This is a genomic window from Brenneria sp. g21c3 (assembly GCF_040240345.1).
Taxonomy (GTDB): Bacteria; Pseudomonadota; Gammaproteobacteria; order Enterobacterales; family Enterobacteriaceae; genus Brenneria.
On sequence record NZ_JBEIAB010000005.1, the window covers coordinates 362,043 to 380,005 of the forward strand.

At 53.8% G+C, this 17,963-nt stretch carries 17 protein-coding genes and 1 pseudogene; 7 read left to right on the forward strand and 11 right to left on the reverse strand.

Features of this window, described 5'->3' with window-relative positions; translation table 11 throughout:
* Positions 1-136: 136 nt before the first annotated feature.
* The 3 genes from ABRZ28_RS11015 to ABRZ28_RS11025 form a co-directional block, all read right to left on the reverse strand.
* A complete protein-coding gene (locus ABRZ28_RS11015; protein ID WP_330520263.1) occupies positions 137-1,087 on the reverse strand; it encodes a LysR family transcriptional regulator in 951 nt (316 codons plus the stop codon).
* Between the two features lie 192 nt (positions 1,088-1,279).
* Positions 1,280-2,245 (reverse strand): SphA family protein, encoded by a 966-nt coding sequence (locus ABRZ28_RS11020; protein ID WP_319604257.1) that lies wholly within the window; start codon positions 2,243-2,245, stop codon positions 1,280-1,282.
* Between the two features lie 67 nt (positions 2,246-2,312).
* Positions 2,313-3,857: an FAD-dependent oxidoreductase gene (locus ABRZ28_RS11025; RefSeq protein WP_330520264.1), complete on the reverse strand. Its 1,545-nt coding sequence runs from the start codon at positions 3,855-3,857 to the stop codon at positions 2,313-2,315.
* A 335-nt stretch (positions 3,858-4,192) separates the two neighbouring features.
* Here ABRZ28_RS11025 and ABRZ28_RS11030 point away from each other — a divergent pair, with 335 nt between their 5' ends.
* Positions 4,193-4,501, forward strand: a complete 309-nt coding sequence (locus ABRZ28_RS11030) for a hypothetical protein (protein WP_330520265.1) — start codon at positions 4,193-4,195, stop codon at positions 4,499-4,501.
* A gap of 34 nt (positions 4,502-4,535) precedes the next feature.
* Positions 4,536-5,180: a metallophosphoesterase gene (locus ABRZ28_RS11035; RefSeq protein WP_330520266.1), complete on the forward strand. Its 645-nt coding sequence runs from the start codon at positions 4,536-4,538 to the stop codon at positions 5,178-5,180.
* Here the strand turns inward: ABRZ28_RS11035 and ABRZ28_RS11040 are convergent.
* A complete protein-coding gene (locus ABRZ28_RS11040) occupies positions 5,172-5,300 on the reverse strand; it encodes a hypothetical protein (RefSeq protein WP_319604261.1) in 129 nt (42 codons plus the stop codon). The two genes, ABRZ28_RS11035 and ABRZ28_RS11040, sit on opposite strands and share 9 nt — an antisense overlap.
* Before the next feature lie 88 nt (positions 5,301-5,388).
* Between ABRZ28_RS11040 and ABRZ28_RS11045 the strand changes: the two genes are divergently transcribed.
* Positions 5,389-5,871, forward strand: coding sequence for a GNAT family N-acetyltransferase (locus ABRZ28_RS11045; RefSeq protein WP_319604262.1), 483 nt, complete (start codon positions 5,389-5,391; stop codon positions 5,869-5,871).
* A 39-nt stretch (positions 5,872-5,910) separates the two neighbouring features.
* Here the strand turns inward: ABRZ28_RS11045 and ABRZ28_RS11050 are convergent, their stop codons facing one another.
* From ABRZ28_RS11050 to ABRZ28_RS11065, 4 genes are all read right to left on the reverse strand, one after another.
* Positions 5,911-6,537, reverse strand: a complete 627-nt coding sequence (locus ABRZ28_RS11050; protein ID WP_330520267.1) for a LysE family translocator — start codon at positions 6,535-6,537, stop codon at positions 5,911-5,913.
* Positions 6,538-6,667: 130 nt separating this feature from the next.
* Entirely contained in the window at positions 6,668-7,921 is a 1,254-nt protein-coding gene (gene codA, locus ABRZ28_RS11055; protein ID WP_319604264.1) for a cytosine deaminase, read from the reverse strand.
* Positions 7,922-8,149: 228 nt separating this feature from the next.
* Complete coding sequence (locus ABRZ28_RS11060; RefSeq protein ID WP_319604265.1) at positions 8,150-9,223, reverse strand: ABC transporter ATP-binding protein; 1,074 nt, start codon at positions 9,221-9,223, stop codon at positions 8,150-8,152.
* Positions 9,204-10,154 (reverse strand): DeoR/GlpR family DNA-binding transcription regulator, encoded by a 951-nt coding sequence (locus tag ABRZ28_RS11065; protein ID WP_319604266.1) that lies wholly within the window; start codon positions 10,152-10,154, stop codon positions 9,204-9,206. The genes ABRZ28_RS11060 and ABRZ28_RS11065 overlap by 20 nt, the downstream gene beginning before the upstream one ends.
* A 204-nt stretch (positions 10,155-10,358) precedes the next feature.
* Between ABRZ28_RS11065 and ABRZ28_RS11070 the strand changes: the two genes are divergently transcribed.
* From ABRZ28_RS11070 to ABRZ28_RS11085, 4 genes are all read left to right on the forward strand, one after another.
* On the forward strand, positions 10,359-11,657 hold the full coding sequence (locus tag ABRZ28_RS11070; RefSeq protein WP_319604267.1) for an ABC transporter substrate-binding protein: 1,299 nt from the start codon (positions 10,359-10,361) through the stop codon (positions 11,655-11,657).
* A 170-nt stretch (positions 11,658-11,827) separates the two neighbouring features.
* On the forward strand, positions 11,828-12,784 hold the full coding sequence (locus tag ABRZ28_RS11075) for a carbohydrate ABC transporter permease (protein WP_319604268.1): 957 nt from the start codon (positions 11,828-11,830) through the stop codon (positions 12,782-12,784).
* Positions 12,785-12,794: 10 nt separating this feature from the next.
* Positions 12,795-13,694, forward strand: coding sequence for a carbohydrate ABC transporter permease (locus ABRZ28_RS11080; protein ID WP_330520268.1), 900 nt, complete (start codon positions 12,795-12,797; stop codon positions 13,692-13,694).
* Positions 13,695-13,714: 20 nt separating this feature from the next.
* Positions 13,715-15,148 carry a sulfatase-like hydrolase/transferase gene (locus tag ABRZ28_RS11085; protein WP_330520269.1) on the forward strand — a complete coding sequence of 478 codons (1,434 nt, stop codon included), beginning with the start codon at positions 13,715-13,717 and terminating at the stop codon, positions 15,146-15,148.
* Between the two features lie 322 nt (positions 15,149-15,470).
* On the opposite strand, the gene ABRZ28_RS11090 is transcribed toward ABRZ28_RS11085, so the two are convergent.
* The 3 genes and pseudogenes from ABRZ28_RS11090 to ABRZ28_RS11100 form a co-directional block, all read right to left on the reverse strand.
* Positions 15,471-16,049 (reverse strand): hypothetical protein, encoded by a 579-nt coding sequence (locus ABRZ28_RS11090; protein WP_330520270.1) that lies wholly within the window; start codon positions 16,047-16,049, stop codon positions 15,471-15,473.
* A gap of 472 nt (positions 16,050-16,521) precedes the next feature.
* Entirely contained in the window at positions 16,522-16,905 is a 384-nt protein-coding gene (locus ABRZ28_RS11095; protein WP_319604272.1) for a DUF7079 family protein, read from the reverse strand.
* A 281-nt stretch (positions 16,906-17,186) separates the two neighbouring features.
* Positions 17,187-17,837: pseudogene (locus ABRZ28_RS11100) on the reverse strand (DUF8606 domain-containing protein); the annotation flags it as partial.
* Positions 17,838-17,963: the final 126 nt, after the last annotated feature.

Genomic DNA, 17,963 nt, shown 5'->3' on the forward strand with positions numbered 1-17,963 from the left:
AGAACGAAGAAAGTGACTCAATTTACGCGGAGTTGTTTCAAACTATTTTTAATAATTCCGCTTATTATACACCGATATGACATAAATGCCGTCCCCTGCGCATTTTCAGTACAAACGGGGAAAAAGACGCGTGATTTCAGATAAATAATGGGCAAACGCTGCCGGTTGTCTGGCGTGAGGTATCCGCCTCCTGGCGCATGTCATGCTGGAAGCGGTTAACGAAATTGAGCAGCATCGGCGTACGCGCCGCGGATTCATGGCCGACAATCAGCCCGATATCCCATCTCATGCCGGAGTCCAACAGGGGAATGCTCACCATGTCTTCGCGCAACATCGGGCGGGCCAATCCTTCGACGAAGACGAAAACGCCCTGATTCAGCGTCACCAAATCGTAGGCGACATGCAGATCGTGATTGATGTGGGTATGAATGCTCGGCGTGACGCCCGCCTGGCGCAGGTGCTGCAAAATGGTCTCCTGTAGCCGGAAGGTTTCATCCAGCATAATCAGGGATACGCCGATCAAATCGGTCAGGCGGATGGGCCGCGTTTGCGCCAGCCGCGCCAGACGGTGCTGCCTGTTGCTGACCAGCACGATCCGCTCCTGCTTGATGCTGGTATAGCGCAGATGCGGGTTATCTCCGGGCCTGACGGTGATCGCCATATCCAGCGACCCGTTATCCACGCGCGCTTCGCAATCGATATCGGCGTGCTCGGACAGTTCGCAGTCCGCATCCTTGTAGGCGGCCAGAAACGCCATCACCCGCTGTACCCCCAGACTTTGCAGCGTGCCGGGAGAGAAGCCGAGGCGGTAACGAGGATGTTCGTGCCGTTGCCGGGTGCGTATATCGCTTTCCAGCGCGGCAATGCTGCTGATGGCGGTCATGGCCTTGACGTAGAGGTAGTCGCCCATCGCGGTCGGCGACATGCCGCGGGAATTGCGCTCAAACAGGGTTACGCCCAGTTCGGTTTCCAGATTGAGGATCTGCCGGCTCAGCGCCTGCTGGCTAATGAATAATTTTTGTGCGGAATGAGTCAGGCAACGATCCTCATACACCTGAACAAAATATTTCAGTGTACCGATATCCATATGCCACCTCTCCCATCATCAGTCATCGTGCGGGGGACAGGCGGACAGTGTAACCAGCCCGTTTGCGTCAAAATATGACAGCTATCATAGGAATAAAAAACGCGTATGAAGAAAAGGGATATTGCGCACAGTTTTCAGCGCGCGCAACCGGGCCGGAAACGCCGCGATAACATCATGCGGCGTTGCCGTGGGTTACTTCAGCGGAATGGTGACCCCCAGATGGAAGATCGACATATCCACATCATTTTCGGCGAACAGCGCAAACAGAAAACGCCCTGAGACGGAAAAATCGCCGAAGTTATAGCCGATCATCGGCCCGAGCGAGGCGTATTCGGTGCGTTTTCCCCGCGCGTGAAATCCCGGAATGGCGGAGACTTCCCGCCCCTTTATCTTGTCGTCGCGGAACTGCCGGGTATAGTTGCCGATCGCGCCCAGCGTCCAGTTATCGATCGTTTTGGCTGCGGTGACGTCCAGATAGTAGAGGTGGCCGGTTTGGTATTCGGTCGTTTTGTTGCGGGTATTGAAATTGAAGATGTTATTCACCGTGAACGCCCAGTCGTCGCGCAGATAGGTGACGGCGAGATTAGGCTGGAAAATATAAAAATTATTGGCGATGGAATTTCCCTGTATGACGTTTCTGCCCTCGGCCTCGCTGTACTGATATTCAAACTTGCCGTTCTTCAGACTGACTCCCGCGCCGAATCCCACGAACAGACCGCGGCCCAGATCCCACGACAGCATCACGGGGGTGATCGAGGTGTTCAGCATGCCGTCATAGTGATCTTTGTGCTCCGTCTGACCGTCGTTGGTACGGGAACGAATGACGCGCTGGGGTTGCACTATGCTGGCGCCATAACGGGCGCCCAGCACTTCCCAGCCCGGCACCCACAATAACGACGCGGCGGTGCTGACCACCTTGAGCTTGACGCTGCCGCCCGGCGTCAGGGCTTTATCGCCGTCCTCGTTGCGCAGCGATCCGGTTTCATAGGAGCTGTCCAGCGTAAAGTAGAGCCCGTCCGGCGGCAACAGCCCCGCCGCGTTGCCGGTTGTCGCGCCCGGTTGCAAGGGCGTGACGTTTTCCACCGCGTATACGGCGGGAACGGCCATCAATGTTGCCGATAATAGTGTGGCCCGGAACAATTGATTGATATTGTTCATCATCATTCCTCCAGTGCATGTCATGCATAATGGGAAGGCCCGGCTTCCCATTATGGCGTGCGGGATGTTATTTCAGCGTACGGATATAGTTCGCCGCGTTGACGGCGGACAAACGACCCGATGTGACCGCGAAGGAATAATGAGACCCGGAGGCCCATAGCGTGTAGGTGCGGCCATATTGCCCGCCGACATCCAGACCGGTGGCATATAACCCTTTGATAACCTTATCCTGCTTGTCGGTGACTTCCAGATCCGTGGTGATGCGGACCCCGCCGAAGGAGGCGAAATAGTGGGGTTGCACTTTCAGGGCATAATAGGTCGGACCGGTAAGCTGCAACACGGTGGCCGGGTTTCTGACGAAATCCTCATCGACATTTTTTTCTTTGATCTGGTTAAAGCGCGTGACGGACGCTTTCAGTCGTCTGGGGTCGACATCGAGTTTTTTCGCCAGCTCATCCAGCGAGCTGGCCCTGACCACCTTGGCGCTGCCCGCATTGATGGCGTCGTCGATCTCTTTTTTCAGGTTGGTGAGTTTTTTCATGACCGGAATGATGACGCCCATGCCGGTTCTGGCGCCCTCTTCCTCGACAAATTTTATCGTATCATCGTCGAAAATGGACCAGACGAAGCTGTCGCGCTGGCCTTCAATCGCGTTGCCGGCAATGGCGAAACTTTCCACGATGGTTTCATCGATAAAGCGATCGCCGTATTTGTTGACCCACAGGTTGGGTTCCCAGGCCATCGCCTGCAAATCGCCTACCAGCGGAATGCCCTTATCCGTCACCGCCGGATGCAGCAACAGGCCGAAGTCGGTGGTGTCCGCGCCGACGGCCGTCGCCATATCGATGCCGTCGCCGGTTTTGTTCAGGTGGGCGAACGGCGTGACTTTTTCCGGATCGAAAGGCGTCCAGGCTTTGACTTTCTCTTTGCTGTCCTGGAAGCCGCCGGTGGCCAGTATCACCGCTTTCGCCAGTATGGTGATTTTGTTGCCGTCGGCATCCTCCGCTTCAATCCCTTTAATCGCGCCGTCCTGATAGATCAGCTTCTTGCCCGGCGTTTTATACATGACCGTTACGCCGAGTTCCCTGGCTCGCTCCGCCATGCGTTTGATGAGCGCCGCGCCATGATGCGCGTTGCCGTATTCTTCCACGATATGCCACACGCGCGGCTCATGGGCGGAGATTTGGGTGACGTAAAAATTGACGCCCTGTTTTTCCAGCCAGCGGATCGTCGGGCCGGACTCCTTCAGATACATTCTCACCAGCGCGGGATTCACCCGGTACGACTGATTAAATTCCATGGAGGTGCGGTAGGCTTCCTCGGGGGTCATGGTGACGGCGTTTTTACGGGTTTGGTCGGTTTGGACGGCAAACAGCCCTTCGGCAAAGTTGGAACTGCCGCCGGCTATCGCCTGTTTCTCCAGCGCAATGACTTTCAGTCCGGCTTCCGCCGCCGACACCGCGGCGGATACGCCGGCGCCGCCGAATCCGACAACCACGACGTCGGTTTCCAGTTTGCTCTCTTGTGCGGCAGCCGGCTGCGCGTAGCTGAGGGAGAGGCCGAAGATGAAAAGAAAGCAACCGATAGCGGTATTTTTTCTTAATCTGCTCATAGTGTTATCTTCCTGTTATTGTAGGGGTACCCGATCCTCGTGCTGTTTTCTGGTGATATCGCCTGCCTGTTGTATGATGGGAAAGGGGTCTGGTGCGGCCGGATAAACGCTCTGGACGCGTCCAAATGACCATCCCCCTGGATATCGGTAGGTTTTTTAGGGGGACGACAAGAGGTGGTTTCACTATAACCATCTGAGATATATTGGAAAAACACCCTTTATTTGTGGTTGCTACAACTTCAGGTTGTAGCGAGCCGGAGCCGGACGGGCTTCCGGTTGTGGTTATGGTCGGTTGGCGGGGATTGAGGAAGGGCTCCCGTTGATCTGGGAGCCGAATGATGGCGAATGAAATAAAAGATAAGCTGATTGCGGTGGTGGCGTCGCTCCATGAACAGGGCATGACCCCGGAACAGGCGCTTGAGCATATTCTTCAGGCGTGGGGCGGTACGGCGAAGGACATTGCCCTGACTGGCTTGATCACGCCGCAGTTGATTGCCGATGTGCTCCACTCGGTGTATCAGGATGCGATTTCCGCGCGGCAAATCGCCATGATCTTGCAGCAATTGGGTTATGACCGACCGGCGATTGCCGATACGCTGCGTACGCTGTTCCCCGAGCTTTCCCGCGCCGGCGGGCGGGCGTAATGACGATGCCGCATCCTGCTCTGATGAGGTCTCTATGTATCGCAGAATCAGCGGTGATGATTATCAAAGAATATTTGTGGTCGGCGATATCCACGGCTGTTATCAGGCATTGCTGGATGCGCTGGCGACCCGGCAATTCGATCGTCAAACCGACTTGCTGATTTCGGTCGGCGATCTGATCGATCGCGGGCCGGATAGCCCGGCCTGCCTGGCGCTGCTGGATGAACCCTGGTTTACCGCCGTGTGCGGCAATCATGAGCAGATGGCGCGCGAGGCGCTGAGCGAGGATAACGGCTGGCTGTGGTCGCGCAATGGGGGAAGCTGGTATTCCGCGCTTGATGACGCCGATAAACGCATCGTCGCCGGGCGGATAGCGCAAACGGCGGATCTGCCGCTGGTCATCGACGTGGATATCGGCGGCCGCCATTATGTCATTGCTCATGCGGACTATCCGGCGGACGATTATGCGTTCGGCAAGGCGGTCGATGAGGATGAGTTGGTCTGGGGGCGTAATCGCATCACGCGCGCCATGGCGGGCGAAGGCGACAAGATCGCCGGGGCGCACCTGTTTATCTTCGGCCACACGCCGCTTCACAAACCCCTGATCTTTTTCAACCAGCTTTACATTGATACCGGCGCGGTGTTCGGCGGTCGGCTGACGCTGATTCAACTACGCTGACGAGGCGCTCATCGCCAATGCTTTTGCCGATTCAGCCACCGAACGGTGTTCATAGATGCTGTTAAATATAACCAGTAAATTCAGATCGATGCGGCGTAGATCGAGATGCATATTGTTCATTAAGTCCTGAGTACAATGCAGTTCATACAGTATTGCTAATGAAGTAGCATGGCAGGCATTACTTGTCACCACAACCTATGGAAAATTAATGAAAATTGAGATTCAACCCGCCCGCAAGTCTGATGCCGGCGTTATTTTAGACCTTATTATCGAACTGGCGGAGTATGAAAAAGCCCGCCATGAAGTAGTGGCTTCGCGTCAGGATATTGAAGATTCGTTATTTGGCGAGGATGCCAATGCGGAAGCGCTGATTTGCCGTATCGACGGTCAGCCGGTCGGTTACGCGGTTTTCTTTATGAGCTACTCCACCTGGCTGGGGAAAAACGGTATTTATCTGGAAGATTTGTACATCGGGCAAAAATTCCGTCACTGCGGCGCCGGTAAAGCGTTGCTCAGACACCTTGCCGACATTGCCCGGCAAAGAAAATGCGGCCGTCTGGAATGGAGCGTGCTCGACTGGAATCAGCCGGCCATCGATTTCTATAAAAGCATCGGCGCGTTACCGCAGGATGAGTGGGTTCGCTATCGGTTGGATGAAAACGGCATCGAACAGCTTGCATCGGCCAAATAATCACGTTCGGCGGGAACGTGATTATTCGCGACGCCGGCATTATTTGGTCGAGATCGCCAGCGTCGTGCCGGCCAGGATAAAAATGCCGCCGGTTGAACGGTTAAACAGTTTTATGCGGCGGGGACTGGAAAACAGCGAGGACAGCCGGCGGCCGGTGCAGGCATAGATAAACATAATGCTGCAATCCAGTATCAGCCAGGTGACGGCCAGTATCACGAACTGCAAAACAGGCGGCGCGCCGGTATCGATAAAGTGAGGGAACAGCGCGGCGAAGAACAGCAGATCTTTCGGATTGCTGATCCCCACCAGATAGCCTTTGCGGAAAAGCGCAAACCAGCCTGAGGATGACGCATCCTGAACGCCGGGTTCCGTCTGATGCATGCCCGATGCCCGCCATGACGTGATGCCAAGCCAGATCAAATAGGCCGCGCCAATAATTTTTAACGCGATAAACGCGGTGGTCGAGGCCGCCAGGATGGCGCCCAATCCCAGAGCCGAGCAGGCCATCAGCGTTAGCGCCGCAATAGCCCCGCCCAGCACGGTCGCCGTGGCGCGGGTATGCCCGTAGCGGAGTCCGTGGGACATGCAAAGCAAAGCCGATGGGCCCGGTATCGCGATTAATGCGCTGATAATACCGGTATAAGCGAGCCAAAGACTAAAACTCATGGTTGCTCCTGAGGTTGTTTAACCAATAAACGAATGGCGCCGGTCGCACGCGTGAATCGCCGTATCTTCGCATAGATAACGAGGTTATCCAACGCGATGACGCGCCGCGGCGTTCGGCCGTATTTTTCTCTTATTCAGAGAAGATCGCCGGCCGGGTAATCACCTGTGCGGGCTGACGTTGCAGGATAATCTCGCCGTGGCGGATCGACCAGAGCACATCTTCCTGACGGCGGATCGCCTCGTAATCGTTTTCGCCCGCCAGAACGATCAGATTGGCGGGCTTGCCGACCTCAATGCCGTAGCGCGCATCGATACCCAGCGCTTTGGCGCTGTTGTCGGTGATCAGGCTCAGCGCTGTGGAAATATCCTGATAGCCCATCATCTGACAGATATGCAGCCCCGCATCCAGCACCCGCAGCAGTTTGCCGTTGCCGAGCGAGTACCAGGGATCGAATATCGAATCCTGCGCCAGACAGACATTCATGCCGGCCGCCAGCAGTTCTTTCACCCGCGTCACCCCGCGGCGCTTGGGGAAGGTGTCGAAACGTCCTTGCAGGTGGATGCTTTCCGTCGGGCAGGAGACGAAGCTGATGCCGGATTTTTTCAGCAGACGGAACAGCTTGGAGCAGTAGGCGTTATCATAGGAGTGCATGGCGGTGGTGTGGCTGGCGGTGACGCGGTGGCCCATATCGTTGAACAAGGCCTCGGCCGCCAGCACCTCAAGGAAACGCGAGTTGGGGTCGTCTATCTCATCGCAGTGGACATCCACCAGCCGGTCATATTTTTTCGCCAGCGCGATGACCTGTTTCATGGATGCCTCGCCCAACTCCCGCGTGTACTCAAAATGCGGGATGCCGCCCACCGCGTCGACGCCGATTTCCAGCGCCTCTTCCATCAGCCGCAGGCCGTTGGGATACGAGAGCAGCCCTTCCTGAGGGAAGGCCACCACCTGTAGTTCCAGCCGATCTTTCAACTCATCGCGCAGTTCGCACAACACCCTGGTCGCGGTCAGCGTCGGATCGGTGGTATCGACATGGGTGCGGATCGCCTGAACGCCGTTTTCCATCAGCAGTTGGATGGTTTTCCGGGCGCGGGTGCGGATATCGTCCGGGGTCAGCAGCGGTTTGCGTTCGGCCCAGCGCTCGATGCCTTCGAACAGGGTGCCGCTCTGGTTCCAGTTGGGCTCTCCGGCGGTGAGCGCTGCATCCAGATGGATATGAGGCTCGACGAACGGCGCGCAGGCAAGATTGCCCTGAACGTCGATCTCCTCCGCCGTCGCGTTTTGTCTGGCGGTCTGCGGCGTGATAGCGGCGAATAAGCCGTCCCGAATCTCCAGCGTAAAGAGTTCCGAACGATGGCGCAGGCGGGCGTTGACGATTCTCATGAGCATTCTCCTTTTCGTGACGGACAAATTGCGGGTCGGCAGGCCGTCGGGATCGAGAAGATCGAGCCGGCGGATGGCAACGGGATGCGCCGATCGGCAGGGCGACGTCCGATTTCCGATAATACACCGCTTCGAACCACCGCTGGCGGTTTTTGACTCGACTCGGCGCGCCACGCTAATCGGAACACCGACCTGTGGCGCGTTTATGGCAAAGGATTGATGGGGGATTTATGCGCGGGTATTCAGTCGCCGACCTGATTTCAGATCAAAAAGATGAAGAAAATCCTGATTAGCCTGAATCCTTAACGTTTCGCCAGGCGTCGGCAGGAAGCGTTGCCGAAATACGCAGGTTATCTCCTGTTCGCCGCAACGCGCCATAATCAATGTTTCCGAGCCGGTCGGTTCAACCGCCGCCACCTCAACCGCCATGCCGTCCTCGGCAAGTTGAAAATGTTCCGGTCTGATACCCAGCACAACGGATTGGCCATCTTGCAACGAGGCGGAATCAGGCAGCGCGATCTCGAAACCCCCTTCAGCGGTAAATATGGGCGTGTTCCTTATCTGGATCGAACCGGCGATAAAGTTCATCGACGGCGAACCGATAAAGCCCGCGACGAAGAGGTTATCAGGGCGATCGTAAAGCTCCAGCGGCGTACCGATCTGCTCCACCACGCCATCATGCATGACCACAATGCGATCGGCCATGGTCATCGCTTCGACCTGATCGTGCGTGACATAGATCGTTGTGGTTTTTAGTTTCCGATGTAATGATTTTATTTCGGCGCGCATCGTCACGCGTAGTTTTGCGTCGAGATTGGACAGCGGTTCATCGAACAGAAAGACCTGCGGGTTGCGGACGGTCGCGCGTCCCATCGCCACACGCTGGCGCTGACCGCCGGATAACTGGCGGGGATACCGGTCGAGTAATTCGCTCAGGCCGATAATGCCGGCGGTTTTTTCGATGCGGGCATTGATCTCGTCGAGCGGCATCTTTTTCAGCTTTAGCGCGAACGCCATGTTTTCGCGTACCGTCATATGAGGGTAGAGGGCGTAATTTTGAAACACCATGGCGATATCCCGATCTTTGGGCGCGGTGTTATTGATGACTCGTTCGCCGATGCGGATATCGCCTGCCGTCACAGTCTCAAGGCCGGCGACCATTCTGAGTAATGTCGATTTCCCACAGCCGGACGGCCCCACCAGCACGATAAACTCGCCATCCTGAATGTGTATGGAAACATCGTGAATCACCTGCAACGGACCGTATGATTTCTGAATATTCTCAATGCTGACTGACGCCATTTCCACCACTCTTTTTTCCCAATGACAGACCGACGCACAGAAGTTGCACGCCCATCTCTTCGATCAACTTGCGGGTTTCCGGCGGCAATCTGTCGTCGGAAATGATGATATGCACCTTGTCCAATTCGCAGATGCGATGCAGCGCCGGCGAGCTGAACTTGCTCGCATCGGCCAGTACGACGATGCGAGTGCTGGCGGCGATCATGGCGATGTTCTGATGCGCCTCGTCTTCATTGAACGTGCTGAGGCCGACAACCGGATCGATGCTATCACTGCCTAAGTAGGCCGTGTCGAAGTGCATCGAGCTTAAGGAGGTCTCGACCATTCGGCCGACCAGCGACATCGATTCGGCGCGGAATGTGCCGCCAGGCAATATAATTGAATGCTGACGCGACGGGCGGAGTTCCTGCACGACATTGAGTCCCGTCGTCAGAATGGTCAGCGGTTCGCTGTCGCGCAACTCTGTCGCCATCATCTGCGTGGTCGATCCTGAATCAAGAATGATACGTTTATCATCCCTGGCCAGTTGGGCCGCCTGACGCGCAATTGCGCGTTTCGCCACGCGATTGACGACATTTTTATCTTCGATAACCGGATCGACGAAGCGTGGAAATTCCGGGGCATCGCGCTCCGCCAACGACATCGCCAGCGCGATACGAAAGTCCGGTACGCCTTTATACCCATAGTGCCGACAAAAACGGATTAATGTCGGTTCGCTGACTTCGGCGATGAAAGCGAGTTCGCGCACGGTCTTGTACATAAAACCTTCCCGTTCCCGCTCGATATAGGCAGCGATGCGGCGAAAGGATTTACTGAGTTGCGGTGTATCAGACACGATCGTCTCGAAAAGCGACAATTTTCCCACTTTATCCGTCCAGGTAAGGTGTTTTTTTAGCGGAATAGCCTCATCAGGATGATAACGATGTCCCATCTAAATGCCAGACAAAATGTAGTTTTACTAAAAAAATAACAGAATATAGTTATGCTTAAATAATATTGCGCCAAAAAAGTAATTACGCTAAATCTCAACGGGTGATAACCGAGCAACCGGGCGGCGGTTTTTTTGCAGAGGACGGTCGGCTCAACCCAGGTAGTTTAAAACGTGAATGATATTTATAACCATGAGAACGGCGCGATGACAAAACCATTAAAAATCCGGCGGCGCATAGCGCTGGCAATCACTTCGCTACTGGCCGCAACCAGCATGTCTGGTTTGGCCTATGCGCAAGACACCATTACCTACTGGTCGATGTGGAATCGCGGCGAGCCGCAACAAAAGGTGATCCAACAAGCCATAGACCAGTTCACGAAAGACACGGGCATTGTTGTCAAGACGCAATGGGTTGGCCGGGATAACCTCAAAAAACTGGCGCCGACGCTCAATTCCGCGGTAACGCCCGCCGATCTGGTTGACGGCGCGCAGCGCAACGTGCGCTCCATTCTGGTATCAACCAATAACCAGACGGATCTTTCCCCCGTCTACGCGGCAGCAATCCCAGGAGAACCAGGGAACACCGTCGGCGGCGTGATACCCGAAAAATTCTTGCAGTCCGTGACGACCGGCGGCCAGAAATGGCTGGTTCCCTACGAGGTGATTACTTCGCAATGGTGGTACGACGCCGCGTTTCTGCCTGAGGTCGAAAAGTCTCCGCCTCAAACCTGGGCCGACTTAATCACCCTGTTGGATAGCGCAAAAGCCAAAGGGGTCGCGCCGATCGCGCTTGACGGCGATATCGCGCACTTCAATCTGTATTACTTTGCGGAAATCGCCGTGCGCTATCTTGGCCCCGGCAAGCTGCGCGCGGCCGTAGCCGACAAGACCGGCGAGGCTTTAAAGGATCCGCTGATTCTGAAGACGGCCGAACATATTGAGGAACTGGTAAAAGGCGGATATTTCGCTCCTGGCTACAACGCCAGCAAATGGCCCGCCATGCAGCAGCGTTGGGCCACCAACAAGGCGGCCGTCATTTTTAACGGCCCGTGGATCGTGAGCGAAACGGCCAGCTACACCGCTCCCGGTTTCAAACCCCGCTCTTTTCCCATGCCGTCGGTCGCTGAAGGCGCGCATCAGACGCAGGAAGTCTCCTTTATTGGCTTCGCCATCCCGAAAAAAGCCGCCAATGCAGAAGCCGCGCAAAAGTTCATCAGCTACTTCCTTGCCAAGGACAAGCTGTCGGGTATCGCCACTGAGACCAGAAATCTGACGCCCCGCGCCGATATCGCCGTGCCGGATGAACTGGCGCAGGCCAAGCTGGCAATCGAATCCTCGCCCGAGATTCATAGCCAGTTCGACGGACTGATCGACGTGGACGCCGACTATACGAATAAGGTGCTTATTCCGCTCATCAACGATCTTATCTTCGGCGTGAAGAGCGCGCAGGCGTTCCAGTCAGCGCTGGTGGAAAATACGATTACCTATCGGCGTCTGAATTGAACGATACCCGGATATCGGCAACCTGAAGGGCGTGTTGGTCAGGCATATCCACATGCCTGACTTATACTTTTGCCATCAGTGAGCGGCCGATTGATCGCATTGCGCATAAAAGTCATCCATATAACAAACGCGTCGGCCTGTGTTGGGGGCGGCGCTTGAGAGAGCCACGAATGCCTTTAAAGTCCGCTATCAAGGACAACCGGTCGGCGCTGCCTGATGCAAAGGCCGAACCCACCATCGAACCGATGCATCAGGCTCGCCGAAAGCTGTTTTTCTGGTTTGTCGCGCCTGCGCTGGTTCTCTATGTGGTGTTATTCATATTGCCTACGATCGCGACGGTGTGGATCAGCTTTCATAAATGGCCCGGCGCAGGGCCGATGGAGTACGTCGGCTGGCGCAACTATGAAGCGCTTTACTACGATCCGATTTTTATCAGCGCTTTTATAAACACCCTGAAGATTATTTTTATTGTCGGCGGCGCGACGTTTTTTATCAGTTTCGCGATGACGATGGCATTGCGGGAGATGATGGGACGCAAGTTTGTCAGATCGGTCATATTCTTCCCCAATATTCTTTCAGCGGTCGTTATTTCGATTCTCTGGGGATTTCTTTTTCAGAGCGGCGGTCTCGTTAACGAGATACTGGCGGGCATGGGGATCTCGAATCCGCCGGCCTGGCTCAACGAGTCTAATTTGTTCAATCTGATTATGGTGGGGCTTATCTGGGTTTCGACCGGCTTCTATACGACCATCCTGATGGCCGGGGTCGATCGTATCCCCGCCGATCTTTACGAAGAGGCCGAACTTGCGGGCGCGAACGCTTTACAGCGTTTTTGGCACATCACGCTGCCGTTGATGTGGGAAATCGTCAGCATGGCCGCCGTACTGTGGACCATCAGTTCCGTCAAAATCTTCGAGTTCATTTATGCGTTCGCCGGCGGCGCGGGGTATCTGCCCTCCACCAAAGTCTGGAACACCGCTCTTTATTCGTATGCGGAAGCCTTTGCCGCCACGGGGACGCCGCGTTATGGCCCGGCGGCCGCCAGCGCTTTTATCATGCTCATCCTTGTCGCTGTGTTGGTCTGGCTTATTCGTCGGATAATGCGCCGCGATCCCCTGCAATTTTAAGGAGATGGCGATGACATCATCTCATCTACGCGAAAGTACGCGCCTGGCGGCCACGCCGACGCGGCGTGGTTTCCGCTTGCGCAATCTGTCCGTCACCCAAACCATCCCGACGCTGCTGATCTGGGCTTTCGTCGCTTTCAATATCCTGGTCCTTATCTGGCTTCTGCTCTCCTCTTTTAAGACCACGCGTGAGATTCTGGCATTTCCCTGGTCGCTGCCGGGAACCTTTCAATGGCGCAATTTCGAGGAGGCCTGGATTGCCGGTAACTTCGGCGTTGCGGCGTTAAACACATTGGTTCTGTCTGTTGCGACGGCTTGCGCCACGATTGCGATCGCCGCGCCGGCCGCTTACGCGCTCAGCCGGTTCAGGGTATTGGGCGCTGATTCAATCACCCTGTTTTTTGCCATTGGCATAGGGATCCCCGCGCAGGTTATCGTATTGCCTCTCTATGTTCTGATGGGGGCTTTTAGTCTGGTTGACAGCCTGATTGGACTTTGGATCCTCTATGTCGCGACATCGCTTCCTTTTGCCGTGTTTTTCCTGACCAGTTTTTTCGCCACCATGCCGAAGGAGCTGGAAGAAGCGGCCGCGCTGGACGGGGCGTCGCCATTCAGGACTTTCTGGTCGATCATGCTGCCGATGGCGCGGTCCGGCATTATCACGATTTTCATTCTCAACCTCATCGCGCATTGGAACGAAACGATTTTCGCTCTGGTTCTGCTCCAGTCTCAGGAACTGGAAACGCTGCCGCTGGCGCTGCTGAAATTTCTCCAGCAGATGCAGTACAACGCGGCGAATTGGGGCGGCTTGTTTGCCGGCATGTGCATCGTCATCCTGCCGATACTTGCCATCTATTTTTGGCTCGGCAGCCGGATTATTGAAGGCTTCACGCTGGGCGGAAGTAAGTAAAAGAAGGGGAGGTAACAGAGATGGCCGCTGCTCAACCCAACATACTGATGATTGTTTCCGACGATCAGGGCTACTGGGCCATGCATCATGCCGGCACGCAAGACATCTACACGCCGAACCTTGATCGGTTAGCGCGCTCGGGCAAGCGTTTTGATTCCCTTTATTGCGTGTCGCCGGTCTGTTCGCCGGCTCGGGCCTCGCTGATGACGGGCCGGATCCCATCGGCCCACGGCATACATGACTGGATTCGCGCTGGCAATGCCAGCATTGAGACGGAGTTCCATCATCGACTGATTCAGTATCTCGATCGGCACCAGACGATGGTTGAGATCCTGGCGCAAGCCGGCTATACATGCGGACTGAGCGGCAAGTGGCATCTTGGCGATACGCATATCCCTCATCGGGGATTCTCATACTGGCAGGCCTACGCGACCGGCGGAGGCGCTTATCAGTCGCCGACGATGATTCAGAACGGTGAGGTGCAACGCGTCGACGGTTATCTGACGGACATCATCACCAGCAATGCGCTGACCTTCCTTGCGCAACAGTCCGGGCAAGCGCCGTGGTATCTGAGCGTACACTACACGGCGCCGCATGCGCCGTGGGAGGAAAATCAGCATAAACCTGAAGATTTTGACCGCTACTATCCTGACTGCGCGTTCTCTGATCTTCCCGCTCCCCCGATGCATGCCGATTTTTATAATCCGGATAATTTTCCCAAGGACGAAGACGCCCGCAAACGAATGCTTTCCGGCTACTTCGCGGCGGTTACGGCGATGGATCGTGGGATCGGTGAAATTCTTGATGCGCTTGAAAGCCGCGGGCAGCTTGATAACACGCTGGTCATTTTTACCTCCGACAACGGCATGAATATGGGTCACCATGGCATTTACGGCAAGGGGAACGGCACCTACCCTCAGAATCTTTTCGAGACCTCCGTGAAAGTGCCGGGCATCTTCATGCACCGCTCACGCATTGCTCCTGGCCTGCTGAAAGGGCTGTATTCTCACTACGATTTCATGCCGACGATTCTGGCTTACGCTCAACTTGAACACCTGATACCGGAGGGATTGCCAGGCCGGGATATCAGCCAGGTATTGAAAGCGGATGCGCCTGAAGAGGCGGGCTATGTCGTTGTGTTCGATGAATATGGCCCGAACCGGATGATTCGCGCAGGGCGCTGGAAATATATCCATCGCTATGCCGGCGGCTGTGAGCTTTACGATCTGGAAAATGATCCGGCGGAAGCGCGCAATCTCGTCGCCGAGCCCGACAAGAGTACGATCATCGCCGACCTGTTTGACCGCCTTCAGGCGTGGTTCGCCCGATTCGGCACAACGGCTATGGATGGAGCCATACAGCCCGTGATGGGCGGCGGTCAGATCGATCGGGTTGGGGGAGAGGGCGTTGACGGGGCAATCTTTGTTGATCATAGAGACAAGCTGCATAGGTGATCATTCCTGATCGCGCGCAATGGCAAGAGTTTGGTAAAGGTCGTGGCTTACACGGAAGAGAAGCCAAGACGTAAGCTGGATTTTCTGAAGGCAAAGGAACGGTTCCGGATCATTTTGATGAGCTGAACCGCGCGGAAATACAGGATATGTTTGAAGGGAAATATGAATATCGGATAATAAAATAATCGATTTATCCGCCGATTTTATAAAAGTTATACCTAATCGGTAGTCTTATATTGATTGAGCGTGGCGGTAAAAAACGGCTGGCGCCGGTTTTGTCGCCGTTGGCGGCGTATCAGGTTATATCGCATTTAGGCTGCCTTTACTTGTAGGTAAACTTATAATCGACAATATAAGACCCGAGCTCGTTGACTCGCGCCGTTACCCATACCTCACTCATGCCTTGTCGTCTTTTTTTGGACAACTCTTTTTTACTGGTGCATAGCTGTTTCCAGCGGTCGGTATAAGCATCTTTAATCCATATGCCCGCTTCGCAACGACCATGTTTCCCTCTGTATGGGCCTGGAAAAACAACCTCATACTCGGAGGTATAATTAATCACTTTATCCGGGAAAAGATAAACGTAAACGTCAAAGCTATTCAGTATGGCAACAAATCCTAAGGCGAATCCACCCAGAAACATTTCAAGAATATACTTTGGCGTTTTATTTACTGGTCGGAAGTAGGTTGCTCTTCCAGCAAAGATAAGGCCAAAAATAGCGCCAGTGGTAATGTATATGGTGAATTCCGGGAATGTCTCGATCAGTATCGTGTTATGCGACAGATGCGAAGCCCATAGCATATACCAAAGAATTGGCGACATGATGGCCAGTACAGTGACAAGAATAAAAAAATCTTTTGAAAATAAATACGTTATAGTTTTTCTATAGAAACGGCTCATCTATCCATGACCTTGCATTAACAGCTTGTTTTATCACTATTTTACACTCATTCATTACTTAAAAAACAACTCCTGTTTTTTATTTTACTGATTGGGTAGCTCTTATAAAAATAGTTTTTTATTTAACACTATGATATTTATGGATTTATTTTGGTTAGTCCTTTGTTGGGATACCTAACTATGAGGTTTTACCCAATGGCTATTGCGAGACGCTGGTCATGTATAAAACGCTTGATGAAGTGATGTGCGACGCTCGTCGCAACAACAAAATATATCCGCAATGTGGGAAAGTACGATTAGGCTGTTATTAGCCGATATTTTTGAGAAAAGTATTCTCTGATCTACAAAATAAAAAGATTTTATAAAAATGGTTCACCTTATTCTTCTGACCGCTTTGTTGGTGTCTATCTGAAATATCGTATTCTGGCAGCCAGTAGATATTAAGTTGATAGCGTTAATGATGATGTGTCAGTTAGTTTTTATTCAGCTCGATCGATAGTTGGGATAATTCGCTTTGAATGTTTTTACGCCTTTTTTTAATTAGGGACTTCCGAGGGAGTATCTTCTCTATAATTGTTGGTTTTTTATGCAAATAGCGGAGCACCAACTCTTTTACTTCTTCAGGTTCCCAACCATCCATAACCGGAGTAGGGTTGAATAGCAGATTTCCCAGTAAGGCGGGCGCCACTTCGTCATCAATTATCTGAAAAATGGTTTCCTTGGATAAGCCAGATTCTTTCAGCACCTTGACCATCCATTGATAGTCGTAGTCCTGTAACTCACGCGCTGTGAAAAGATCGGACAAGGCATGCCATACCAGAACTCGTTTTGACAGTTCGTGATCGCTTAGTTTCATGCTCGGATTTTCCCTTTAAGACACCGTATAAATTGTTCCATATAACATTTCTTTGCCTGCTGTAGCCAGTACTCCACCTATCAACGCACGCATACCGGAGCGGTGGCGGTGCAAATGCCAACAGCTACAACACCCGCTCCAGCAGCTCATCTCCCAGCAATCCCAGCCGTGGCAATTGCTTGTTTCTATTGCTTTATCTTCCTTCACCGGACTGGGGCGTTGCGTTGTTATCTACTATGGGTTCAAGTTTGAATCTAAAAATTTTATTTAGCTGGAGTAAGCTAGGCGTCAGCATTCCATTGTTTGAAATAACCCTTTAATTTATCGACGGTATGGCGCCATTTTTGCGTGGTAGGTTTACACACGGTATTTTGATTGCCAAAGAAACCGACCTCATTGACTGCATCGCTCTCGCTGCGTGTCTCCAGCCATTTCACTGGTACAAAATATTCCGATTTCTCCGGGTTATCCGCATTCTGGCGATAAAGCTCGCCGTGCTGAAGTACGTCCATTGCCAGCTTCTCACCTTCGGGCGTGTCGATTTTAAAGCTGCTGGCGGGTTGCACGGTTGAAAGGACTTTACCGATACCCACATAGCCTGTGCCGGGGATTTTTACCCAGACGCGATCGTCCGGCTGTAGCTGTTTTAACGTCTGGCTGTACCAGCTACCGCCACCCGCGCTGATAAATTCATAACGCCGGGCATCTTGCCAGCTACGGCTCAGCGGGTCGCCAAAGGAGACGTAAAACTCGCCGTTCCACGGTTCGCGCTCTTCAGCGCTGATGCCCGTCGTAGCTTGTGTAGCGTTAGTCTGGGTTTCGCTTGGGTCGATGAGCCAGGCGCGGCTCAACAACTGCTCGTCGGCATTCTGGAACACCTGGAAGAACAGAACATTGATAGGGATTTCACGTTCGCTAAGGTAGGTGACAATGATCCTACCCACGAATGGTGGACACGCTGTTAAGCGAGTAAAATCGTTAACAAGGTGAACCATGACGCAAGCAAAATCTGTGAAGAAGACATCCCGTAATCAATATACCCCGGAGTTTCGCCAGCA

What these genes read in the sequence shown, in the direction of transcription:
- ABRZ28_RS11040 (WP_319604261.1), bottom strand. Translation starts at nt 5,300, where the DNA reads ATGAACAATATGCATCTCGATCTACGCCGCATCGATCTGAATTTACTG.
- ABRZ28_RS11025 (WP_330520264.1), bottom strand. Translation starts at nt 3,857, where the DNA reads ATGAGCAGATTAAGAAAAAATACCGCTATCGGTTGCTTTCTTTTCATC.
- ABRZ28_RS11020 (WP_319604257.1), bottom strand. Translation starts at nt 2,245, where the DNA reads ATGAACAATATCAATCAATTGTTCCGGGCCACACTATTATCGGCAACA.
- ABRZ28_RS11035 (WP_330520266.1), top strand. Translation starts at nt 4,536, where the DNA reads ATGTATCGCAGAATCAGCGGTGATGATTATCAAAGAATATTTGTGGTC.
- ABRZ28_RS11050 (WP_330520267.1), bottom strand. Translation starts at nt 6,537, where the DNA reads ATGAGTTTTAGTCTTTGGCTCGCTTATACCGGTATTATCAGCGCATTA.
- ABRZ28_RS11015 (WP_330520263.1), bottom strand. Translation starts at nt 1,087, where the DNA reads ATGGATATCGGTACACTGAAATATTTTGTTCAGGTGTATGAGGATCGT.
- ABRZ28_RS11060 (WP_319604265.1), bottom strand. Translation starts at nt 9,223, where the DNA reads ATGGCGTCAGTCAGCATTGAGAATATTCAGAAATCATACGGTCCGTTG.
- ABRZ28_RS11045 (WP_319604262.1), top strand. Translation starts at nt 5,389, where the DNA reads ATGAAAATTGAGATTCAACCCGCCCGCAAGTCTGATGCCGGCGTTATT.
- ABRZ28_RS11065 (WP_319604266.1), bottom strand. Translation starts at nt 10,154, where the DNA reads ATGGGACATCGTTATCATCCTGATGAGGCTATTCCGCTAAAAAAACAC.
- ABRZ28_RS11090 (WP_330520270.1), bottom strand. Translation starts at nt 16,049, where the DNA reads ATGAGCCGTTTCTATAGAAAAACTATAACGTATTTATTTTCAAAAGAT.
- ABRZ28_RS11085 (WP_330520269.1), top strand. Translation starts at nt 13,715, where the DNA reads ATGGCCGCTGCTCAACCCAACATACTGATGATTGTTTCCGACGATCAG.
- codA (WP_319604264.1), bottom strand. Translation starts at nt 7,921, where the DNA reads ATGAGAATCGTCAACGCCCGCCTGCGCCATCGTTCGGAACTCTTTACG.
- ABRZ28_RS11095 (WP_319604272.1), bottom strand. Translation starts at nt 16,905, where the DNA reads ATGAAACTAAGCGATCACGAACTGTCAAAACGAGTTCTGGTATGGCAT.
- ABRZ28_RS11030 (WP_330520265.1), top strand. Translation starts at nt 4,193, where the DNA reads ATGATGGCGAATGAAATAAAAGATAAGCTGATTGCGGTGGTGGCGTCG.
- ABRZ28_RS11070 (WP_319604267.1), top strand. Translation starts at nt 10,359, where the DNA reads ATGACAAAACCATTAAAAATCCGGCGGCGCATAGCGCTGGCAATCACT.
- ABRZ28_RS11080 (WP_330520268.1), top strand. Translation starts at nt 12,795, where the DNA reads ATGACATCATCTCATCTACGCGAAAGTACGCGCCTGGCGGCCACGCCG.
- ABRZ28_RS11075 (WP_319604268.1), top strand. Translation starts at nt 11,828, where the DNA reads ATGCCTTTAAAGTCCGCTATCAAGGACAACCGGTCGGCGCTGCCTGAT.